The 19,751-nt window shown below is 71.6% G+C and carries 17 protein-coding genes; 14 read left to right on the top strand and 3 right to left on the bottom strand.

From position 1 onward, the window contains the following. Nucleotides 1-63: 63 nt before the first annotated feature. Entirely contained in the window at nt 64-678 is a 615-nt protein-coding gene (locus RE421_RS14225) for a hypothetical protein (protein WP_309811363.1), read from the bottom strand. Nucleotides 679-923: 245 nt separating this feature from the next. Here RE421_RS14225 and RE421_RS14220 point away from each other — a divergent pair, with 245 nt between their 5' ends. The 8 genes from RE421_RS14220 (at nt 924) to tsaD (ending at nt 9,804) form a co-directional block, all read left to right on the top strand. Next, complete coding sequence (locus RE421_RS14220) at nt 924-2,984, top strand: flagellar biosynthesis protein FlhA (protein ID WP_309811360.1); 2,061 nt, start codon at nt 924-926, stop codon at nt 2,982-2,984. Beyond that, the gene (locus tag RE421_RS14215) at nt 2,971-4,215 is read left to right on the top strand and encodes a hypothetical protein (protein ID WP_309811356.1); all 1,245 of its coding nucleotides are present in this window, start codon (nt 2,971-2,973) and stop codon (nt 4,213-4,215) included. Before RE421_RS14220 ends, RE421_RS14215 begins: the two co-directional genes overlap by 14 nt. 84 nt (nt 4,216-4,299) lie before the next feature. Continuing rightward, nucleotides 4,300-4,803 carry a hypothetical protein gene (locus RE421_RS14210; protein ID WP_309811352.1) on the top strand — a complete coding sequence of 168 codons (504 nt, stop codon included), beginning with the start codon at nt 4,300-4,302 and terminating at the stop codon, nt 4,801-4,803. Between the two features lie 94 nt (nt 4,804-4,897). Further along, entirely contained in the window at nt 4,898-5,323 is a 426-nt protein-coding gene (locus RE421_RS14205; protein WP_309811348.1) for a hypothetical protein, read from the top strand. A gap of 91 nt (nt 5,324-5,414) precedes the next feature. Next, nucleotides 5,415-5,921 (top strand): hypothetical protein, encoded by a 507-nt coding sequence (locus tag RE421_RS14200; protein ID WP_309811345.1) that lies wholly within the window; start codon nt 5,415-5,417, stop codon nt 5,919-5,921. Beyond that, nucleotides 5,914-7,377, top strand: a complete 1,464-nt coding sequence (locus tag RE421_RS14195) for a hypothetical protein (RefSeq protein ID WP_309811342.1) — start codon at nt 5,914-5,916, stop codon at nt 7,375-7,377. Before RE421_RS14200 ends, RE421_RS14195 begins: the two co-directional genes overlap by 8 nt. Then, nucleotides 7,374-8,639 carry a hypothetical protein gene (locus tag RE421_RS14190; RefSeq protein ID WP_309811339.1) on the top strand — a complete coding sequence of 422 codons (1,266 nt, stop codon included), beginning with the start codon at nt 7,374-7,376 and terminating at the stop codon, nt 8,637-8,639. The genes RE421_RS14195 and RE421_RS14190 overlap by 4 nt, the downstream gene beginning before the upstream one ends. Before the next feature lie 10 nt (nt 8,640-8,649). Next, a complete protein-coding gene (tsaD, locus tag RE421_RS14185; RefSeq protein WP_309811335.1) occupies nt 8,650-9,804 on the top strand; it encodes a tRNA (adenosine(37)-N6)-threonylcarbamoyltransferase complex transferase subunit TsaD in 1,155 nt (384 codons plus the stop codon). A gap of 10 nt (nt 9,805-9,814) precedes the next feature. Here tsaD and RE421_RS14180 read toward each other — a convergent pair whose 3' ends face one another. Continuing rightward, entirely contained in the window at nt 9,815-11,011 is a 1,197-nt protein-coding gene (locus RE421_RS14180) for a glutamate--cysteine ligase (RefSeq protein ID WP_309811332.1), read from the bottom strand. A 41-nt stretch (nt 11,012-11,052) separates the two neighbouring features. Here RE421_RS14180 and RE421_RS14175 point away from each other — a divergent pair, with 41 nt between their 5' ends. From RE421_RS14175 to RE421_RS14150, 6 genes are all read left to right on the top strand, one after another. After that, on the top strand, nt 11,053-12,924 hold the full coding sequence (locus RE421_RS14175; protein WP_309811330.1) for a glycoside hydrolase family 3 N-terminal domain-containing protein: 1,872 nt from the start codon (nt 11,053-11,055) through the stop codon (nt 12,922-12,924). 186 nt (nt 12,925-13,110) lie between these two features. Further along, entirely contained in the window at nt 13,111-14,142 is a 1,032-nt protein-coding gene (locus RE421_RS14170; protein ID WP_309811326.1) for an ABC transporter substrate-binding protein, read from the top strand. 134 nt (nt 14,143-14,276) lie between these two features. Further along, nucleotides 14,277-15,254 carry an iron chelate uptake ABC transporter family permease subunit gene (locus RE421_RS14165; protein WP_309817447.1) on the top strand — a complete coding sequence of 326 codons (978 nt, stop codon included), beginning with the start codon at nt 14,277-14,279 and terminating at the stop codon, nt 15,252-15,254. Then, nucleotides 15,247-16,353 carry an iron chelate uptake ABC transporter family permease subunit gene (locus RE421_RS14160; RefSeq protein WP_309811323.1) on the top strand — a complete coding sequence of 369 codons (1,107 nt, stop codon included), beginning with the start codon at nt 15,247-15,249 and terminating at the stop codon, nt 16,351-16,353. Before RE421_RS14165 ends, RE421_RS14160 begins: the two co-directional genes overlap by 8 nt. Continuing rightward, nucleotides 16,350-17,105: an ATP-binding cassette domain-containing protein gene (locus tag RE421_RS14155; RefSeq protein ID WP_309811319.1), complete on the top strand. Its 756-nt coding sequence runs from the start codon at nt 16,350-16,352 to the stop codon at nt 17,103-17,105. The genes RE421_RS14160 and RE421_RS14155 overlap by 4 nt, the downstream gene beginning before the upstream one ends. Nucleotides 17,106-17,299: 194 nt before the next feature. Then, nucleotides 17,300-18,238: a hypothetical protein gene (locus tag RE421_RS14150; RefSeq protein WP_309811316.1), complete on the top strand. Its 939-nt coding sequence runs from the start codon at nt 17,300-17,302 to the stop codon at nt 18,236-18,238. A 150-nt stretch (nt 18,239-18,388) separates the two neighbouring features. Here RE421_RS14150 and RE421_RS14145 read toward each other — a convergent pair whose 3' ends face one another. Beyond that, nucleotides 18,389-19,741 (bottom strand): THUMP-like domain-containing protein, encoded by a 1,353-nt coding sequence (locus RE421_RS14145; RefSeq protein ID WP_309811312.1) that lies wholly within the window; start codon nt 19,739-19,741, stop codon nt 18,389-18,391. Between the last annotated feature and the right edge of the window lie 10 nt (nt 19,742-19,751).

Genomic DNA, 19,751 nt, shown 5'->3' with positions numbered 1-19,751 from the left:
GGTGGCGTCCCATTTGAGTCACACGATTTGGCCCCCGGACCGGGGAAACAGGGTCAATTCGTGCTACTCAGTTGAGAGGGGGAGGCGGCCCTCGATGAGCTCCGCCGCCGCCGCGGTCTGCGCCGGCGTGCACGTCCCGCCGTAGCCGGCCGAGTAGCCCCGGCCGTCCACCACGCCGACACGGACGGCGCCCATCAGGTCCGCCATGCAGTCGGCCATGTGCTCGGTCCCGGAGGAGGTGCCGTCCGGGTAGATCCGGTCCATGTCCGCGGCGAGGGTGACGGCGTCGAAGCCGTAGGCGCGGTACTGCAGGATGTGCGCGCACTCATGCAGGGCCACCGCCCGGGTGCCGGCGTGATCCGTGGGCCACTGCAGCCCGACCCTGATGAACACGCTCGGCTCCGCGCCGCGGCCGAACAGCGGGTGCCAGTCCACCGTGAAGCCGGCCTGCCCGCCCGAGCCCGCATGGACGGAGGCCGGCACGTCCGTGCACCACGGGGACATCAGCTGACGGACCTGGCCGGCGGCCGCGGCGCTGTCCACCTCGGCGAGGTCCGCGGGACCGCCCAGGGTCAACTGGGGTGGCCCAGCGGCCACGGGGGGCGTGGTGAAGGCGGGCAGGAACACCATGCCCAGCGCCACCAGGGACAGCAGCAGCCACCGAGTCGTCCGTGCCATGGGTGGCCTCCTCGCTGGCGGTCCAGCCGCCGTCTGGCGCGGACCGGTCCGTCCGTCACCACGGTTATCAGCACGGCGGCGCGGTGATTTTCCACCCGCCGCGGCAAACCGGACCCCCGTGGCCCGCCCCCGGGCATAGGGGAGCGCGGGGGAGACTCTGGGCCGCACGCCCCGCCCCGGACCATCGCGCCGCGCCACCCCGCACGGCACCACCGCAGCACCCCCACCGAAGGAAGGCAGCCTCCGTGAACCTGGCGAAGCTCAAGCCGCTGGCCATGCCCATCGGCTTCGTGTTGATCGTGCTGCTGCTGATCGTCCCCGTGCCGGCGCCGCTGCTGGACGTGCTGATCGTGGTGTCCATCTCGCTGTCCCTGGTGATCCTGCTGAACACCATGTTCGTCAAGAAGCCGCTGGACTTCTCGATCTTCCCCTCGCTGCTGCTCGCCGCCACCATGCTGCGGCTGGGCATCAACGTGGCCTCCACCCGCCTGGTGCTGGGGGAGGCCCACGCGGGCCAGGTGATCGACGCCTTCGGCCAGGTGGCCGTGGGCGGCAACATGGTGATCGGCTTCGTGGTGTTCCTGATCCTGGTGATCATCCAGTTCGTGGTGATCACCAAGGGCGCCGAACGCGTCTCCGAGGTCGGCGCCCGCTTCACCCTGGACGCCATGCCGGGCAAGCAGATGGCGATCGACGCGGACCTCGCCGCCGGCCTCATCACCGAGGACCAGGCCCGGACCCGGCGCGGAGAGGTCACCGCGGAGGCCGACTTCTACGGCGCCATGGACGGTGCCTCGAAGTTCGTCAAGGGTGACGCCATCGCGGGCATCATCATCCTGGTGATCAACCTCGTGGGCGGCGTGGTGGTCGGCATGATGATGCACGGCATGGACGCCATGGAGGCGCTGGAGACCTACGCGCTGCTGTCCATCGGCGATGGCCTGGTCACCATCATCCCGTCCGTGCTGATGGCCACGGCCACGGGCATGATCGTCACCCGTTCCACGGCAGACGAGGACCTGGGCACCTCCACCACCAAGCAGCTCTCCCAGTTCTCCACCCCGCTCGTGGTGGCCGGCGTGGCCGCCATCGCCATGGGCCTGATCCCGGGGATGCCGCTGCTGACGTTCCTCGTCCTCGGAGTCGCCCTGATCCTGGCGGGGCGGGCGGCGAGCAAGGCGCGCGCCCAGGAGGCGCAGGACGCCGAGGCGGCCCAGGCCGCCGGGGACGCCGCCGCCCAGGCGCCGAAGGACCCGGGCGCGGACCTCATCGCGCGCATGCGCACCTCCCCGGTGGAGGTGCACCTGGCCACGGATATCGTGGACCTGGCCAACGGCTCCCCGGACGACCTGGTGGCCCGCATCCGCGGCGTGCGGGAGCAGATGGCCCTCTCGCTGGGTTTCGTCATCCCGCAGGTCCGCACCCGGGACAACGTCGAGCTGCTCCCGGGCACCTACCGCATCCTGATCGCCGGCACCACCGCCGCGGAGGGGCAGGCACCCGCCCGGCGGCTGCTCGCCCTCGGCGGGGACCTGGCCGCCCTGCCCGGCGCCCCCACCCGGGAGGCCGTGTTCGGCCTGGACGGCAAGTGGATCCCGGAGGAGATGCGCACCACCGCCGAGATGGCCGGTTCCGCCGTCTTCGACCGCACCACCGTGGTCACCACCCAGCTGGCCTCCGTGCTGGAGCGCCACGCCGCCCGGCTGCTCTCCCGCGCGGACGTGCAGACCATGCTGGACGCCGTGGCCGCCGACTCCCCGGAGACCGTGGAGGACGTGGTGCCCGCGCTGGTGCCTGCCTCCACCGTCCACCAGGTGCTGCAGGGCCTGCTGTCCGAGGGCGTGCCCATCAACGACCTGCCCCGCATCCTGGAGACCATCGCCCAGCGCGCCGGCACCTCCAAGGTGGTCGAGCACCTCGTGGAGGCCAGCCGGCTGGCGCTCGCCCCGGTGATCGCCGAGCGGGCGAGCCTGGACGGCGTGCTGACGGCCGTCACCCTGGACCCCGTGTTCGAGCAAGGGCTGCTGGAGGGACTGCGCACCGGCCCGGAGGGCTCCACCATCACCGGTTCCCTGGACGTCTTCAATCGCCTGGCGGACGGGGTGCGCACCGCCGTGGCCGCCCGCGTGGCCGAGGGGGAGCAGCCCGTGCTCGTGTGCGGGGAGTCGCTGCGCGCCGACCTGGCCCGCAAGCTGGACTCCTGGTCCGTGGACGTGGCGGTGCTCTCCTACACGGAGGCCTCCTCGCAGCCCGGACTGACGGTGCGGACGGCAGCGACCGTGGGCGGCGACCGTGCGCTGGCCTAGATCCGTCTTCGCGGACACCCTCGAGGAGCTCGCCCACGAAGCCGAGCTGTACTTCCGCCCCGGCACCACCTACTCCATCTACAGCATCCGAGAGGAGGGGGACGAGGACCGCGTCACCTACCGCGCGGACGCCCTCCCGCCGCGGTCCCCGGGCGCAGCCCGGACGCGCTCCACCCCGGGGGACGGGCGCACCCGGGTGGGCCGCAACCTCGGGCACGACGCCGGCCCCCAGACCGAGCCCGACGGCCGCCAGACCCCCGGTGGAGACATCGGTCCAGACACCGCCGGCACGGCCACCCGGCCGATCGACGGGCGCATCGCCGAACCGGGAGCGGGCCCCCGCGCCGTCCGGCAGGACCACGCCGGCCCGCACGGCGGGCACTCTGCTGGCTACCCCACCGAGACCGCGGGACGCCATCGGGCCACGGGCGCCGTGGGAGCCGTCAACCCCGAGACCGTGACCGAGATCCCCGGCTGGGCCCCCGAGTCCATCCCCACGCAGGCGTTCCAGGCCGGTCCGGGGCTCCAGGCCGCCTACGGGCTGCTCATGGACGGCTCCGGTCCCGGCGCCGAGGCGGGACCCGCCCCGGCCACCGAGCCCTCGGCTGCTCATCCGACCGAGCACCCGGCGCAAGACCCGACGCAGCAGGCTGTCCCGCACCCGGCCCCGCGCCGGACCGCGGCCGAACGGCGGGGCGGGCCGGCCGGCGTCGTGCCCTGGTTCTCCACCGAGGATCCGGAACTGCAGGAGATGCTCGAGCACGCCTCGCCGCAGGCCGAGGGGCTGACCGCCGCGGTGGACCTCGGCGATCCGGACGCCCCGCTGGACTCCTCGGGTCGCCGCCGCACTCGGTTGGTGTTCGCGGGGCTGCTGGATGACGCCGTCGAGGCGGCGGAGCGGGCCGGGCACCGGAGGTGGTCGGCGGCCGGGATCCTCAACGGGGGACGGCCCGGGGCCGCCGTGGTCTGCTACGGGCTCGGCGACGGCTCCGACGTGACCACCCTGGCCCAGGGCCTGCACCGCTACGCGCCGATGCACCTGGTGCTGGCCGTGGACCCCTCGCGCAAGCATGCCGACACGCAGGCCTGGGTGGGGCAGGTGGCGAAGGTGATCGGGCCGGCGTCGTACGTGGCCGTGCCGCGCACCGTGACGGGCACCCCGGCCACCGTCCGGGACCTCGGCTACCGGCTCCACACCCCCTCCGAGGCGGTGGAGATCCTGCGCCGCTGAACGGTGCAGAGCCGGTGCAGAGCCGGTGCAGAACCGACCGCTGAGCCCGGAGGTCTGCGCATGTCTCAGGGTATGAACCGCAGGATGAACAGCACGCGGACCGAGTACCCCCAGGAGGCCACGGTGCACGACCTCCCTGCCCCTGACGATGTCTCCGGCGGGGTCTCCGGCGACGCCACGGGTGGCACCACGGAGACGTGGCAGGACATCGCCGGTCAGTACCGTGCGGACCACCGCGGGCCCCACTCCGCGCTGGACGCGGTGGACGAGGTGCTGCTGGAACTGGCCGAGGCCCTGTCCGATCGCGCGGCCCGCGAGGCCCGCGCCGGCGAGCTGGCCCTGGCCCGGCGGACGCAGCGCTACCGGCGCCGTGTGCACGAGCTGTACTCGCTGTCCGAGACCGTCTCGCAGGCGCAGATCGCCGCGTCCGCCCTGGAGCTCGGCGCCCCCGCCTGGCTGTATGAGGGGGAGGACGGCCGCGCCTGGCACCGGGAGATCGTGGCCCTGAACGACTATGCATCCTGGGCCGTCGGTGCCTATGGTGGTTCCGACGCCGGCGAGTGGGACACCGCCGGCCCCGACCTCTGAGGCCCTTTAGCACGGATCGCTTGATCTGTCGATGGGTAGAGGTCCCCATCGCCGCCGGTGGCGGGCGTCCGGCGTGCTCCCTAGCGTGGATGGCATGTGGAAGAACGCCGAGATCGCCTGGGGCGGAGTGACCGTCCTGGACGGCACGCCGGCGGAATCCACCACGCTCTTCGGCTCCGTCTCCGGGCTGCTGGACGTCCCCACCGGCGTGAGCGTGGACGTCCACGGCGTGCTCGAGGACGCCGTGATCTCCGGCCCGGGGACCGTGCGCGTGAGCGGGCTGATCGCCGAGCTGGTCCGGCTGGGCTCCGGCGAGGTGCTCGCCAGCATCGGCTCCGTCCTCGCCCCGCGCCAGGCCGAGGGCGCGTGGCGCGTGCTGCAGCCCTGCGGCACCTGGGCCGAGTCGGCCGAGCTGGTCTTCCCGACGTCGGCCGTGGACTCCGCCGCCGCACTCGCCTCCGGCCTCGGTGCCGGTGAGCTGGCCGCCGACCTCCGGTGGTACCCGGTTCCGCGCGACTGACCGTTCCCGCGGCCCTCGCATGGGGAGTTGTCCCCATGGACCCCCTGACCGGGTCGTCGATAGCCTGGGGGAAACCGGAGGAAGGATCAGGATGGTCTCGTACAACATCGTCACGGATGAGTGCCAGCGTGTGCTCAACCTCGTCTCCGAGGAGCTCTTCGCCATCCGCACGGACTACCAGCATGTGGAAGACGACATCGAGGACCTGCGGGGCTACGTCTGCGGGAGCACGGAGCGGGTGGACCAGACGGCCAGCCAGAACGACCTCGATGCGGCGCTGACGGCGTACTTCACCGAGGTCGACGCCTTCTTCGAGGACCTGCGGCAGGATCTGGGCACCAGCTACCTCGCCATGCAGGACGTCCTGAACTACTTCGTCTCCGGCGATGCCGAGATGAAGCACCAGGCGAACGCCCCCACCGTGGAGTTCCCCTACGAGCTGACCACGTCGGGGGAGGGCGACGCGCCACCGGCCTATGACACCCGCGAGATGTGGGAGGGCAACCAGCACGCCGTCGAGCTCGGGGAGGGCACCTACGGGGCCTATGACACGGCCTACATCAACCACACGGCGGCCAAGGGGGCACACGGTGGCTAGCATCGACACCGTCAGCAACCTCGACTTCCGCGGTGACGGCACCAACGTCCAGGTGTCCTCCGGCAGTGCGCCGATCGTCCCGAACCTGCCGAACACCTCCTCGGCGCTGCTGGCGGCCTCCCGCCTCAACGAGAACATGCGCAAGACCTTCGACCGACTCATGAACACGGTGGAACTCTGGTCGCAGTTGAGGGACTACTACGAGGGGCCCGACCAGGAGACCGTGTACTCAGCCTTCAACCAGCAGCTGGAGCGGATCTCCGCCATCAAGCTGGCGGGCGAGGCCCTCTACGACGCCTACGCCGTCTTCGACGCCTCACTCTCCGCGGACATCCAGGACCGCCGGCTTGAGTACACCGGCTGGGCGCCGGGCCACGTGGCAGACAGCGCCCCGTACGAGCCCTACCTCGGCCAGTACTGCCGGAACCAGTACGGCACCGCGATGGCCATGCTGGATGACATGGGCATCGAGGACGAGGAGAAGATGTCCGTCCTGGACAAGGTGAACCCGCTGCGCGAGGCCCGGATCACCAAGAAGGACGAGATCAACACGCTGGTCTTCGACATCAACACCCACCGGGGGACCCTGTCGAGCAGCCTGGAGGACGTGGACCTGCAGGCGTTGTCGACGATCAGGTTCGAGACACGCAACGAGGCCACCACGACCGTCGGGTCCCAGGAGGACCTCGAGGTCCTCCTGCGCGAGTCCGGAGCCTTCGAGAGCCTTGACCTCACCGACGCCGAGATCGAGCGGATCGCGACGGAGATCTGGGCGGACCGCGACGACTACGAGATCGGTCAGTTCACCGATGACCAGGGACGCGAATGGGTGATGACGCCGGAGGGGACCATGGTCAGGGCAGGATCTGCCATGGACCCGCGGCTCAACGCCACCGTGATGAAGGCCATTGCCGACGATCCCGAGGTCGGTCAGCGCGAGATCGAGTATCCCGGGATGAGCAGGGGACAGTCCCTCACCGTGGAAGCGCTCGTCTACGGGCTGAACAAGGGAAACTCCACGTTCACGGAATGGGGCGTGGGCCAGTTCGAGGGGGAGCAGGCCAACGTCCTCGGCCTGAAGGTCAGTACCGGGATCATCGGCGCGGGCATCTCCATCCTGTCGATCGGCGCCACGGCCTCGGACTACAGGACCGGCCAGTCCATGCTCTACCCCCTGATGTCCTCGACCGACCTCGAGGAGCGCTACGACCGCGCCCTGGTCGTCGAGGGCGCCAAGGCCGGCGGCTCCGTGGTGCTGGGGTCCGGACTGATGTTCGTGGCCGCCGCCGCAGGGGCCCCGACCGGCGGCGTGGGTGGGGTGATCGTGGCCGCGGTGGTGGACAAGATCACCGGTGCCGTGGTCGGCTACATCGTCGACACGGTGGACGAGGGGCAGACCAGCGCGACCCAGGACGAGATCAACACGATGTCTGACGACGAGCTGGCCAACCGATGACGGATCCCGGCTCGCCGCCACCGGCCGGGTCCGCCCTCGAGGGGGCCGTGGACGGGAACCCGGTGTCCATCGTCCCCGTGCCCGTCACCGACGAGGGATTCACCGACTGGGTGGCCCTGGCCGCGTCGCTGCCTCCCCGGCCCGTCGACGGGCCGGCGCTGCCGGAGTCCGAGGGCTGGGTGCAGATCCCCGTGGCTGGCGCGGACCAGACGCTCTACTGGGCTCAGGGCTCCCGGTATGAGGGGATCATGCCCGAGATCTCTCTCCGGCACGTCCGGTCGGCGGACGCGTCCGGACTCCTGGCCGGCGCCCACAGCGCCGAGGCCGCCGGTGGGCTGCCGCTCGGCGTCGAGCCGTGGGTGGCCGGGGCGTGGCGGGGGATCCACTCCGCCTGGAGCCTGTCACGGTACGCCTCCACCGTCATCTGGCGGCAGTGGGTCCTGGACGCCGGCCCGCACGGCCTGGTGGAGGTCGTGGCCCGGCACAATGCCTACCTGTCCCGTCATCTGATCTCGGTGGTCAACGGCCTGGTCGCCGGCATCGCCCCGGCCCCTGCTGCCGGCGGTGACCTCGCCGGTGACCTCGACTGGGCCGTGGCCGCCGCGGCGCGTGCCCGTGAGGCTCTCGCTGAGGCAGCCCCGGAGGGGCTGGTGGGTCCCACCACGCTCGGCCCCGTCGAGCGGGACCGGATCGTCGCCGGGTTCGCGTCCGGCCCGGGGTGGGACATCGCGGCCGGCGGGGACGGCGCCACGGGCCGTGGTGCCGCACGCCGCGTCGGCCGTTTGTGGACCTCGGACACCCAGTGTCTGGTCGAGCACGCGGCACCCGGCCTCGGCGACGACGGCTCCGTCCGGCTGGGCCGCTACGTGCGGGACGACGCCGCGGACATGGTCTTGCGCGTCGTCGGACACCGCCCCGCGGGTCCGTCCGACGTGCCGGTCAGCCTGCTCCCGGCGGAGGCGTTCTCGGCCCGCCTGCATGACCGTACGGTCCCCCTGCCCCCGGACATCCCTGAGGGGGCCGTGGTCAGCCGCCACCTGGACCCCCAGGACATCTACCGCTGGTGGACCGCGGACTGGTCCTGGTGGACCCTCCACCGCGATGCCGGCCCGGGTCAAGGGGCGGAGGGGGTCCGCGTCCTCACCGTGGCCGGCTTCGGCCACTACCTGTGGGACGGCGGGGACGCGATCGGACTGCGGCCCGTGGACGGCCTGGCCCTGTTCGGTGTGCTGACGGATCTGATCGGACCGGGACGCTCGTAGACTGGACGCCATGCTTGCCCCCACCGCGCCCCTCGTCCTCGGCATCGAATCCTCCTGCGACGAGACCGGCTTCGGGATCGTCCGCGGCATCGAGCTGCTGGCCAACGCGGTGGCCTCCTCCATGGAGGAGCATGTGCGCTTCGGCGGGGTCATCCCCGAGATCGCGGCCCGCGCCCACCTCGAGGAGTTCACCCCCACCCTGCAGCAGGCCCTGGACACCGCCGGGGTCACCCTGGACGATCTCGATGCGATCGCCGTGACCTCCGGCCCCGGTCTCGCCGGCGCCCTGATGGTGGGGGTGGCCGGCGCCAAGGCCCTCGCCCTGGCCACCGGCAAGCCGCTCTACGGCATCAACCACCTGGTCGCCCACGTCGGCGTGGGGGTGCTGGACGGGGTGCGCGCCACGGAGCCGCCGGCCGGCAGCGGGACCCGGCCGGCCGGCGTCGTGCTCTCCCCGGAACTGACCGGGCTCCCGGAGCACCTGGGGGCGCTGCTGGTCTCCGGCGGGCACACCGAGATCCTGCGGGTCGACCGGTTGACCTCGGACGTCACGCTGCTCGGCTCCACCATCGACGACGCCGCCGGCGAGGCCTATGACAAGGTCGCGCGGCTGCTCGGCGCGGGCTATCCCGGTGGGCCGGTGATCGACCGGCTCGCCCAGGAGGGGGACCCGAAGGCCTTCCGCTTCCCGCGCGGGCTCAGCGCGCCGAAGTTCGTGGGGACCGCCGAGGAGCCGGGCCGGCACCGCCACGACTGGTCCTTCTCCGGGCTGAAGACCGCGGTGGCCCGCTGTGTGGAGCAGTTCGAGGCCGCCGGGGTGCCGGACACCGAGATCCCGACGGCGGACATCGCCGCGTCCTTCCAGGAGGCGGTCGCGGACGTGATCACCGCCAAGGCCGTGCGGGCCTGCTCCGAACACGGGATCACGCATCTGATGCTCGGCGGGGGAGTGGCCGCCAACTCGCGGCTGCGCTCACTGCTGGCCGAGCGGTGCGAGGCCGCCGGGATCGGGCTGACGGTGCCGCCGGTGCGGCTGTGCACGGACAACGGGGCCATGGTCGCGGCCCTCGGCGCGCAGCTCGTGGCCGACGGGATCGCGCCGTCCGGGCTGGACTTCGCCGCCGACCCGGGCCAGCCCGTGGAACGGATCTCGCTGCCGGCCTAGCCGCGGGGCCTCAGTCCCCGATCGACACCCGCGTCCGGGCCACCGCGTCGGCGACGACCGCGCGCAGGGGAGCGCCGTCGTCGTGCCCCGCAAGCCTTCCGGCGTGCTCCCCGGCAGCCCCGGCGACCGCGGCCGCCACCCGCCGCTGGTGCGCCGCGGCCCCGCCGCCGGCCAGCAGGTCCTCCACGCCGGCGAGCTCGGCGGAGCAGCCGAGCCGCTCGGCCACCGGCGCGAGCCGCTCCAGCTCAGCACGGAGGTGGTCGGAGACCAGGGTCTCCTCGCCGGCGGCGTCCAGGATGATGATGGCGTCCTGGCCGTAGCGGGCGGCGCGCCACTTGTTCTCCTGGACATGCCACGTCGGCATGGTGGGGATGGTCCCGCCGGCCTCGAGCACCTCCGAGAAGTCCTGCACGAGGCACTGGGTCAGGGCGGCGATCGCGGCGATCTCCTCGAGGGTGGCCACCCCGTCGCAGACGCGCATCTCCACGGTGCCGAGCCGGGGGACGGCGCGGATGTCCCAGCGGCACTCGGTGACGTCGTCGATCACGCCGGTCTTGGTCAGGTCCGCCACGCACTGCTCGAAGCCGGACCACTCGGGGAACTGGAAGGGCAGCCCCGCGGTGGGCAGCTGCTGGAACATCAGGGTCCGCTGGGACTGGTAGCCGGTGTCCACGCCGGCCCAGAACGGGCTCGAGGCGGACAGCGCCAGGAAGTGCGGCACGTAGTTGACCAGGCCGTCCACCACGGGCATCGCCTTGCGCACGTCATCCAGCCCCACGTGCACGTGCACCCCGTAGATCAGCATCTGCCGGCCCCACCACTGCGTGCGGTCGATCATCTTGCCGTAGCGGTCCGCGGGGGTGACGGCCTCGGCGGTGGGCTCGGCGAAGGGGTGGGAGCCCTGGCAGTACAGCTCCACGCCCATCCGGTCCGTGACGGACTGCACGGTCCGTGCGGCCTCGCGCAGCTGCCCGACCCCCTCGCCCACGGTGTGGCAGACGTCCGTCACGAGCTCCACGGTGTTCAGCAGCAGTTCGGGCTTGACGTGGGGGTGCTCCTGCCCGAGGTGCAACTCGGCGGCGTCCGCCACGCTGGCCAGCACCCGGTCCGCGACCGGCTGCAGGGTGGCGTCCGCGGCGTCCACGAGGGCCAGCTCCCATTCGAGGCCCAGGGTGGACTGTGCGGACCGCGCGAAGGGAAGGCTCATGGCGTCCATCCTAGAACCGCGCCGGTCCCTACGATGGACGGGTGAAGACCTCCTCCCGCCCGTCCCTGACCGCCGCCCTGCCCGTGACCGTCCTCCTGGCCGCGGCGCTGGCCCTGACCTCCTGCACCGCTCCCGGTGGGCCGGGCGGTAACACCACGGGCACGACGCCGGCCCCCGGCTCCGGCACGGACGGCACCGGGGGTGCCGGGCCGGATGGCGCGGACGGCCAGGACGGGGAACCCGCACCGAGCGCGCTGGAGCTGGCCCTGGCCGGACCCTCGATGGAGACCGAGGAGGCCGCCGCCGAGGCCGTGGCCCAGATGGACACCGCCGAGCAGGCCGGGCAGGTGCTCGTGGGCCAACTGGGCGCGGCGGGCACCGACCCGGCCTCGATCCGGGAGCTGAACCTGGGCGGGGTGATCGTCATGGGGGACGCCGTGCCCGAGGCCGCGGACGGCACCGACGACGTGGACGCGCTCACCGCCCGCCTGGATCAGACGCAGCAGGCCCTCTCCGCCGGGCGGGACTGGAGCGGGATCGTCTCCGTGGACCAGGAGGGCGGGCTCGTGGCCCGCGTCCAGGAGCCACTGACCGAGTGGCCCACCCCCATGAGCTACGGGGCCGCGGACGCCGGGCTGCGGGACGCTCAGGACGAGGACGGGAAGGAGGCCCTGCAGCTGGCCGCTGAGGGGCACCGCCTGATGGCGGCGGACCTGGCCGAGCTGGGGTTCACGGTGGACTTCGCGCCCAGCGTGGACGTCACCATCGGCGCGGACGACCCGGCCATCGGCGCGCGCTCGTTCTCCTCGGACCCGGAGCGGGTGGCCGAGCTCGGGCGGGCTGCCACGCGCGGCCTGCTGAACGCCGGGGTGCTGCCCGCCCCCAAGCACTTCCCCGGCCACGGCTCCGTCACGGCCGACTCCCACGTCACGGCCCCCGTCCAGGCCGCCTCCCGGGCCGAGCTCCAGGAGCGCGACTGGCTCCCGTTCCAGGCCCTGCTGGCCGGCGAGCCGACCGCCGGCACCGAACCGCTCTACACGCCGATGGTCATGATGGGCCACATCGTGGTGCCGGAGCTGGAGCCGGAGGTGCCCGCCTCGGTGTCCGGCCCCGCCTATGAGGCCCTGCGGGAACTCGCCCTGCCGGCGGGTCCGGCCGATGAGGGGGCCGCCGGCGGCGGGACCTACAACGGGGTGGTGGTCACCGACGCCCTCAACATGGGCGCCCTCGTGGAGCGCTACGGTGCCGACGAGGCCCCCGTGAAGGCGCTCGCCGCCGGGGCCGACCTGCTGCTGATGCCCTCCGACCTGACCGGGGCGCGGGACGGGATCGTGGCGGCCGTGGACTCCGGCGAGGTGCCGGCGGACCGCCTCACCGAGGCCGCCGAACGGGTGGTGACCCTGCTGATGTGGCGGGACCAGCTGGCCGAGGCCCTCGGGCAGGCGGACCAGGAGGAGAAGGCCGCGGCCGGCGTCGTACCCGGTTCCGGGACCGGCGGCACCGAGCCGGCCGCCACCTCCCGCGAGGTCTCCGCTGCGGCAATCACCGTGGTGGAGGGCGAGTGCTCCGCGCCACTCGTGGGGGACTCGGTGCAGGTCGCCGGCGGGACCGCGAGGGACCGGGCCCGGTTCACCGCGGCGGCCGAGGACGCCGGGCTGGGCGTGGGCTCCGGCCCCGTGATCACCCTGCTGGGCGGAGCCCGCGAGCCGGGACGGGGGGACGTGGTGGTGGCGCTGGACGCACCCTCCGGCCTGGCCTCCTCCTCGGTGCCCGACGGCGGCGCCCTGGTGGCGCTGTACGGCCGGTCCCCGGGGGCCTTCGAGGCGCTGGTGGACGTGCTGACCGGCGAGGCCGAGGCGCCCGGCGCCCTGCCTGTCGAGGTGGGGGAGTGGCCCGCGGGGACGGGTTGCTGAGACGGAGGAGAAGGCAGAGCAGCATGAGGCGTATGTCACGCTTCGTCGCATTCCCGCAATAAGCGACCATGCGAGTGACCTAATCGTCTAAGGTAAGGCTTACCAACAGCGGAGGGACCGCCGGAGAGTCCTGCCCGGCCCCGTGCAACACCGCCCATCGCTCTTCCCCATAGGAGTACCACTCGCATGCAGACCACGAACCGACGCCTCGGGTTGGCCGCCCTGGTGACCACCGCCGCCCTCGCCCTCACCGCCTGTGGCGGAGGGGCCGGCGCAGGGGACGCCTCGTCCGCATCGTCCGGCTCGGCTGCGGCCAGCGGCTCCGCAAGCGCCGAGGCGGCGTCCTTCCCGGTGGACGTGACGGACATGGCCGGCTCTGACGTGACCATCGAGTCGGCGGATTCCGTGATCGCCACGGACAACCGCATCTTCCGCACCCTCGAGGACTGGGGCGTGGAGCTGTCCGCAGCGCCGCTGCCCCTCATGAACGAGGACACCGTGGACTACCCCGCGGATGACTCGATCATCGACCTGGGCAGCCACCGCGAGGCCAACATGGAGGGCTTCGTGGAGGCCCAGCCGGACCTGGTCCTGAACGGCCAGCGCTTCTCCGGCATGACCGAGGAGATCAAGCCGCTGATCGGCGAGGCCGCGTTCGTGGACACCAACGTGGTGGAGGGCGAGCCCCTGGACGGCGAGCTGCGCCGCGTGACCACCCTGCTCGGGGACATCTTCGGCCAGCAGGACGCGGCCGAGACCCTGATCGCCGACTTCGACACGGCCATCGAGGACGCCAAGGGCGCCTACGACCCCGAGCAGACCGTGGTCGGCCTCATCGCCACCGGCGGGGACCTGTCCTACGCCGCGCCGTCCACCGGCCGCGCCATCGGCCCGGTGTTCGACATGCTCGAGCTGACGCCGGCGCTGGGCCGTGAGGGCTCCACCAACCACCAGGGGGATGACATCTCCGTGGAGGCCATCGCCGAGGCCAACCCGGACTGGATCCTCGTCATGGACCGCGACGCCGCCACCTCCTCCTCCGAGGAGGAGGGCTACCAGCCGGCCGCCGAGCTGATCGAGGGCTCCGAGGCGCTGCAGAACGTCACCGCCGTCCAAGAGGGCAACATCGTCTACCTGCCGGAGGACTTCTACGTGCACGAGGACATCCAGAACTACACCACACTCCTCAACGACCTCACCGAGGCCTTCGGGGCCTGATCCCCGGACACACCGTGACCGCACTCGACGAACACCGGGACCCCGAGGCCCAGCCGGCCCCGCTGGGATCCGACTACCAGACCGTCCGCCCGGGCGGTCACGAGGGCCTGCCCCCGCAGTCCTCAGGTCGGGACCTGTGGGGCCAGCGGGGTCCCCGGGGGTCCCGGTGGCGCGCCGCCTGGCCGCTGCTGCTCGGGACCGTGGCGGTCCTCGGACTGGTGGTCGCCTCCCTGTTCGTGGGGGTCTATGACATCACCACGGCCGAGGGCGGCTGGGAGATGTTCTTCATCACCCGTGTGCCGCGGACCATCGCCCTGGTGCTGGCCGGGGCCACCATGGCCATGGCCGGACTGGTCATGCAGCTGATGACCCAGAACCGGTTCGTGGAGCCCACCACCACGGGCACCACCGAATGGGCCGGCCTCGGCCTGCTGGTGACCATGCTCGTGGTCCCGAACGCCTCGGTCTTCGACCGCATGCTCGGCTCCGTGCTCTTCGCGTTCGTGGGCACCATGGTGTTCTTCGCGTTCCTGCAGCGGGTGACCTTGAAGTCCTCGCTGATCGTGCCCATCATCGGCATCATGCTCGGTGCCGTGGTCGGGGCCTTCTCCACGTACCTGGCCCTGCAGACCGACATGCTCCAGCAGCTCGGGATCTGGTTCGCCGGGTCCTTCACGGGCGTGGTGCGCGGCCGGTACGAGCTGCTGTTCATCGTGCTGGCCATCGGCATCCTCGTCTTCCTGCTGGCCGACCGCTTCACCGTGGCCGGCCTCGGCAAGGACATCGCCACCAACATCGGCCTGAACTACACCGCGGTCCTGCTGACCGGGGTCTCCATGATCGCGATCGTCACCGGCGTGGTCACCGTCGTCATCGGCTCCCTGCCCTTCCTCGGGCTGATCGTGCCCAATGTGGTCTCCATGTTCCGCGGGGACAACCTGCGCACCAACCTGCCGTGGGTCTGCCTCGTGGGGATCGCGGTGGTCACGGTGTGCGACATCATCGGGCGCACCGTCATCATGCCCTTCGAGGTCCCCGTCTCCCTGATCCTCGGGGTGGTCGGCGCCGTCGTCTTCATCGGCCTGCTCGTCAGGAGGCGCAAGCATGTCTGACAGCACGCTGGAACGCACCGGGCACCCGGGCGCGGGGCAGGCCCAGGCCCCGGCCGGCGTCGTGCCCTCCGGTGGTGCCCGGCCACCGCGCCCGGCGCGCCGCCAGTCCGGACCCTTCGCCGAGCGCAGGCACCGCACCCGTTACCTGTGGCTGGTGGGCGGGCTCGTGGCGCTCGCCGCGCTGACCACCTACGGGAACCTCGCATGGGACAACCCCATGCCGCCCGGCTCCGAGGGCTTCTGGATCATCGCCAGGATGCGCGTGGAGTCCATCGTGGTGATGGCGGTGGTGGCGCTGTGCCAGGCCGTGGCCACGGTGAGCTTCCAGACCGCCACGAACAACCGCATCATCACGCCCTCCATCATGGGCTTCGAATCCCTCTACACGCTGGTGCAGACCGCCGCCGTGTTCTTCTTCGGCGTGGCCGGCGTGACCATGGTGGTGGGGCTGGGCCAGTTCGCGTTGCAGACCGCGCTCATGGTGGTCTTCGCGGTGCTGCTGTACTCCTGGCTGCTGTCCGGACGCTTCGGCAACATCCACATCATGCTGCTCGTGGGCGTGGTGCTCGGCGGCGGGCTCGGCGCGCTGTCCACCTTCATGCAACGCGTCCTGGACCCGAACGAGTTCGACGTGCTGACCGCCCGGCTGTTCGGCAACATCTCCAACGCCCAGTCCGAGTACCTGCCGTACGCCATCCCGATCGCCGTGGTCTGCGCCGCGGTGCTGTTCATCCGGGCGCGGCGGATGAACGTGCTGGCCCTGGGGGCGGATGCCACCAACAACCTCGGGCTGAACCACAAGCGCGAGATCATGATCGTGCTGACCCTGGTGTCCGTGCTGATGGCGATGACCACCTCCCTGGTGGGGCCCATGACGTTCCTGGGCTTCCTCGTGGCCACGCTGGCCTATCAGTTCACGGACACCTACGACCACCGGCTGATCCTGCCCGTGGCGGTCCTGATCGGCTACACCATCCTGTCCGGGGCCTACTTCGTGCTGCGGAACATCTTCTATGCGGAGGGGGCCGTGACCATCATCATCGAACTGGTGGGCGGTCTCGTCTTCCTCCTGGTCATCCTGCGAAAGGGGCGACTGTGATCACTCTGGACGGCGTGACGAAGTCCTACGGGGACGATGTCCGGATCGGGCCCGTGTCCGTGGAGCTGCCGCAAGGCGGCATCACTGCCCTGGTGGGGCCGAACGGGGCCGGCAAGTCCACCATCCTGACCATGATCGGGCGGCTGCTCAAGGTGGACGCCGGGACGATCGAGGTGGGCGGGCAGGACATCGTCAACACCCCCTCCAAGGCCGTGGCGAGGATCCTGTCCATCCTGCGCCAGGAGAACCACTTCGTCACCCGCCTGACCGTGCGCCAGCTCGTGGGCTTCGGACGCTTCCCCTACTCGCGCGGACGGCTGACGGTGGAGGACGAGGCCTACATCGACGAGGCGATCGACTTCCTGAACCTCCGCGCGCTCGAGAACCGGTACCTGGACCAGCTCTCCGGTGGTCAGCGGCAGCGCGCCTACGTGGCCATGGTGCTGGCGCAGAACACCGACTACGTGCTGCTGGACGAGCCGCTGAACAACCTGGACATGCAGCACTCCGTGCAGATGATGAAGCAGTTGCGCCGCGCCGCCGACGAGCTGGGCCGGACCGTGGTGATCGTGCTGCATGACATCAACTTCGCCTCCCGCTATGCCGACTGGATCCTCGCCCTGAACGACGGCAGGGTCACCGAGTTCGGCCGCCCTGAAGAGATCATCACGGACGAGGTGCTCTCCCGGGTGTTCTCCACGCCCGTGCGCGTGATCGACGGCCCCGACTGCCGCCTGGCCGCGTACTACTAACCTCGCCCTGATGTTGAGTCAGGAGGGATTCACGGAGAACGGCCCCATTTCGGTGAGTCCCTCCAGACTCAACGTGGGGTGGCGGCGGGTCCGGTATGGCCCGATCACTCCACAGGCCCCTGATCGGATGGTTCTGTCCACACTCGGCGGTGGGAGAGCGGCCTGAGCATCGCGGGATGTCCGAGTCTTGGGGCATGCCCGAACCACAGAACCCACTCCACGCGGCGTCGACCGGACCGTATTTCTCGTCACGGATCCTCCAGGAGCAGTCTCTACCCTGGCGTGCCCTCCACACTCCGGGGGTTCTCCCCGTCAGCCAGTCGATCTGGCGTCACGCCGGCGCCCCGGCCGATTCGCCGCATTACCTGAGACTGCTTCAGGGCATCCACCCGGAGGGGGTGTTCTCCCACCAGACGGCGGCCGCCCTCTGGGGGATGTGGATGCCGTGGGGCGACACGGGATTCTTGCCGGTCCATCTGTCGAAGCGGCGCACGGACGGCGGGGCGCCCGGGCGTCAGGGGATCAAGGGGCATCAGCTTCCACTCCAGGCGAAGATCCTCGACCGTGTGGGGGTGCGGGTGACCTCGCCGGCGTGGACGTGGATCGACCTTGCCGGCACCAGGATGGCCTTCGAGGATCTCGTGGCCACCGGGGACAGCCTGTTGCAGCGGGGCAACGGCCCCGCCGGTCAACGGGAGCCCGGTCTTCACCCGCTGAGCAGCGTGGAGGAGATCAGGGCGACCATCGCGGCCCGGCCCAAGGTCAAGGGGATCGTGCGGTGCCGTGAGGCCGTAGAACTCCTGCGCGCCCATCATGATTCACGGCCGGAGAGCCTCGTCAGGACGCGGCTGCTGGAGGCGGGCCTGCCGGAACCGGCCATCAACCCCGTCCTGCGGATGTCCACGGGGAAGATGATCCAGCCCGACCTGGCCTGGATCGATCTGAAGGTCTGCATCCAGTACGAGGGCGACCACCACCGCGCTGACAAGGTCCAATGGCACCGGGACATCGGAAGGGACCGGACCATGCATCAGGAGGGGTGGGTCGTGCTGAGGCTGACCGGCCGTGACCTGGAGTCCCACCAGTGGCAGGCCTTCCTCGGCGAGGTTCGTCAGGCCCTTGGCATCGCCTGAGATTCGGCCTGCGAGGGCGGTGACCCAGCCTGATTGCCCGTGATCGTCCGCTTGAGTCTGGAGGGATTCACCCCCAGGGCGTGATTTCGGTGAATCCCTCCAGACTCAACGGTTGGGGGCAACGGCCGGGAGGGGATCAAGGGTGAGGGATCAACGGGGGAGGGACTCGACGACCACGGCCACGCGGTCCTCGCCGATCCGGGTCAGCACCAGGGTCGCGTGGCGGCCAGCCGCTTTAGGCCCCTTGCCCTGGCCGCCCTTGCCCTGCCCGCTCATCAGCAGCCGCCGCAGCTCCTCCGGGGTGACGTCCACGCCACGCTTCTTGATGTCCAGCCGCGTCACGCCGTTCTCCCTGACCCAGCGACGCAGCCCCTTGACCTTGTACGGCAGGACCTCCAACACCCGGTACCCGGCCGCGAAGCGCGAGTCCAGCGCCTCGTCCGCGCAGAAGTAGGCGATGTGCTCGTCCAGCAGCCGCCCCCCGGCCACCGCGAACTCCCGCTCCACCAGGTCCGCCACCAGCCCGGCCCGGATCACGGCGGGGTCCGGCTCATACAGGAAGCCGGTCAGTCCGTCCGTCCCGGCTACGGGAACGGTGGGGGAGTCGCCGAAGTCGGCGGCGGAGGACAGCTCCGCCGGCACCGCACCTCCGCCACCCAGCACCAGGGCCGAGCGGCGGACCTCCGGGCGGGCCAGGGCATTGAACCACAGCACCGCCTCGGTCAGGGAGCCGTCCTCGGACACCCACTGGGCCTCGCAGCCGGCGGGGACGGAGGCGTGTGGCAGCGCCGGTCCGAGCTTGACCCCCACGGGCGCCCCCGTCCCGGCCAGCCGCTCCACGAAGGACAGGGGAGGGGAGAAGGATTTCGGGTCGAACACGCGGGAGGAGCCGGAGGAGGACACCACGCGCCGCGCCGGGTCCAGCCAGAACCCCTCGGGCCGGGCGGCGCCGGCCGCGACAGGCTCAGCATCCAGCGCCTCCAGCCACTGAACGGCGTCCGCACCCACCACGGTGGCGTTCGGGAACGGCATGAGGTTGATGGTGGCGGCGGCGGCCACGGTCTCGTCCCGCTCCACGGCGGTGACCTCCAGGTCCAGGGCTGCCAGGGCCATGGCATCCGCGCCGATCCCGCACCCCAGGTCGGCCACGCTCCGCACCCCCGCGGCCGCGAACCGCCCGGCGTGCAGGGCGGCCACGTTCATCCGCGTGGCCTGCTCCAGGCCCGCCCGGGTGAACAGCATGTTCGCGGCGAAGGGCCCGAGCTTGGCGGCCGCCTGGGTGCGGAACCTCAGCTGGGTCAGCACGGCGGAGACCAGCTCGGGGGCGTGTCCCTCAGCCCGCAGCCGCGTGGACAGGGCCAGGGCCTCGGACTCCCGGTACCCCTCCGCGGCGCTCAACGTGTTCAGCAGCTGCCAGCCCTCGGGCGTGAGCACGGGCGCGAGCACCGTGTCGTCCTGCGTCGAGGCGGCTGCGGAGGTGGGGAGGTGAGGTGAAGTGGCCACGGCCCAACGG

Origin of the sequence: Citricoccus sp. I39-566, from assembly GCF_031432995.1 — a bacterium.
GTDB classification, from domain to species: Bacteria; Actinomycetota; Actinomycetes; order Actinomycetales; family Micrococcaceae; genus Citricoccus; species Citricoccus nitrophenolicus_A.
Note: the sequence above shows the minus strand (reverse complement) of the source record. Positions and strands in the feature narration are given on the sequence as shown.

Excerpts from the sequence above, each read along its gene's own strand:
- RE421_RS14190 (WP_309811339.1), top strand. The coding sequence starts at position 7,374 with ATGACGGATCCCGGCTCGCCGCCACCGGCCGGGTCCGCCCTCGAGGGG.
- RE421_RS14180 (WP_309811332.1), bottom strand. The coding sequence starts at position 11,011 with ATGAGCCTTCCCTTCGCGCGGTCCGCACAGTCCACCCTGGGCCTCGAA.
- RE421_RS14170 (WP_309811326.1), top strand. The coding sequence starts at position 13,111 with ATGCAGACCACGAACCGACGCCTCGGGTTGGCCGCCCTGGTGACCACC.
- RE421_RS14150 (WP_309811316.1), top strand. The coding sequence starts at position 17,300 with ATGCCCGAACCACAGAACCCACTCCACGCGGCGTCGACCGGACCGTAT.
- RE421_RS14200 (WP_309811345.1), top strand. The coding sequence starts at position 5,415 with ATGGTCTCGTACAACATCGTCACGGATGAGTGCCAGCGTGTGCTCAAC.
- tsaD (WP_309811335.1), top strand. The coding sequence starts at position 8,650 with ATGCTTGCCCCCACCGCGCCCCTCGTCCTCGGCATCGAATCCTCCTGC.
- RE421_RS14160 (WP_309811323.1), top strand. The coding sequence starts at position 15,247 with ATGTCTGACAGCACGCTGGAACGCACCGGGCACCCGGGCGCGGGGCAG.
- RE421_RS14210 (WP_309811352.1), top strand. The coding sequence starts at position 4,300 with ATGAACAGCACGCGGACCGAGTACCCCCAGGAGGCCACGGTGCACGAC.
- RE421_RS14205 (WP_309811348.1), top strand. The coding sequence starts at position 4,898 with ATGTGGAAGAACGCCGAGATCGCCTGGGGCGGAGTGACCGTCCTGGAC.
- RE421_RS14225 (WP_309811363.1), bottom strand. The coding sequence starts at position 678 with ATGGCACGGACGACTCGGTGGCTGCTGCTGTCCCTGGTGGCGCTGGGC.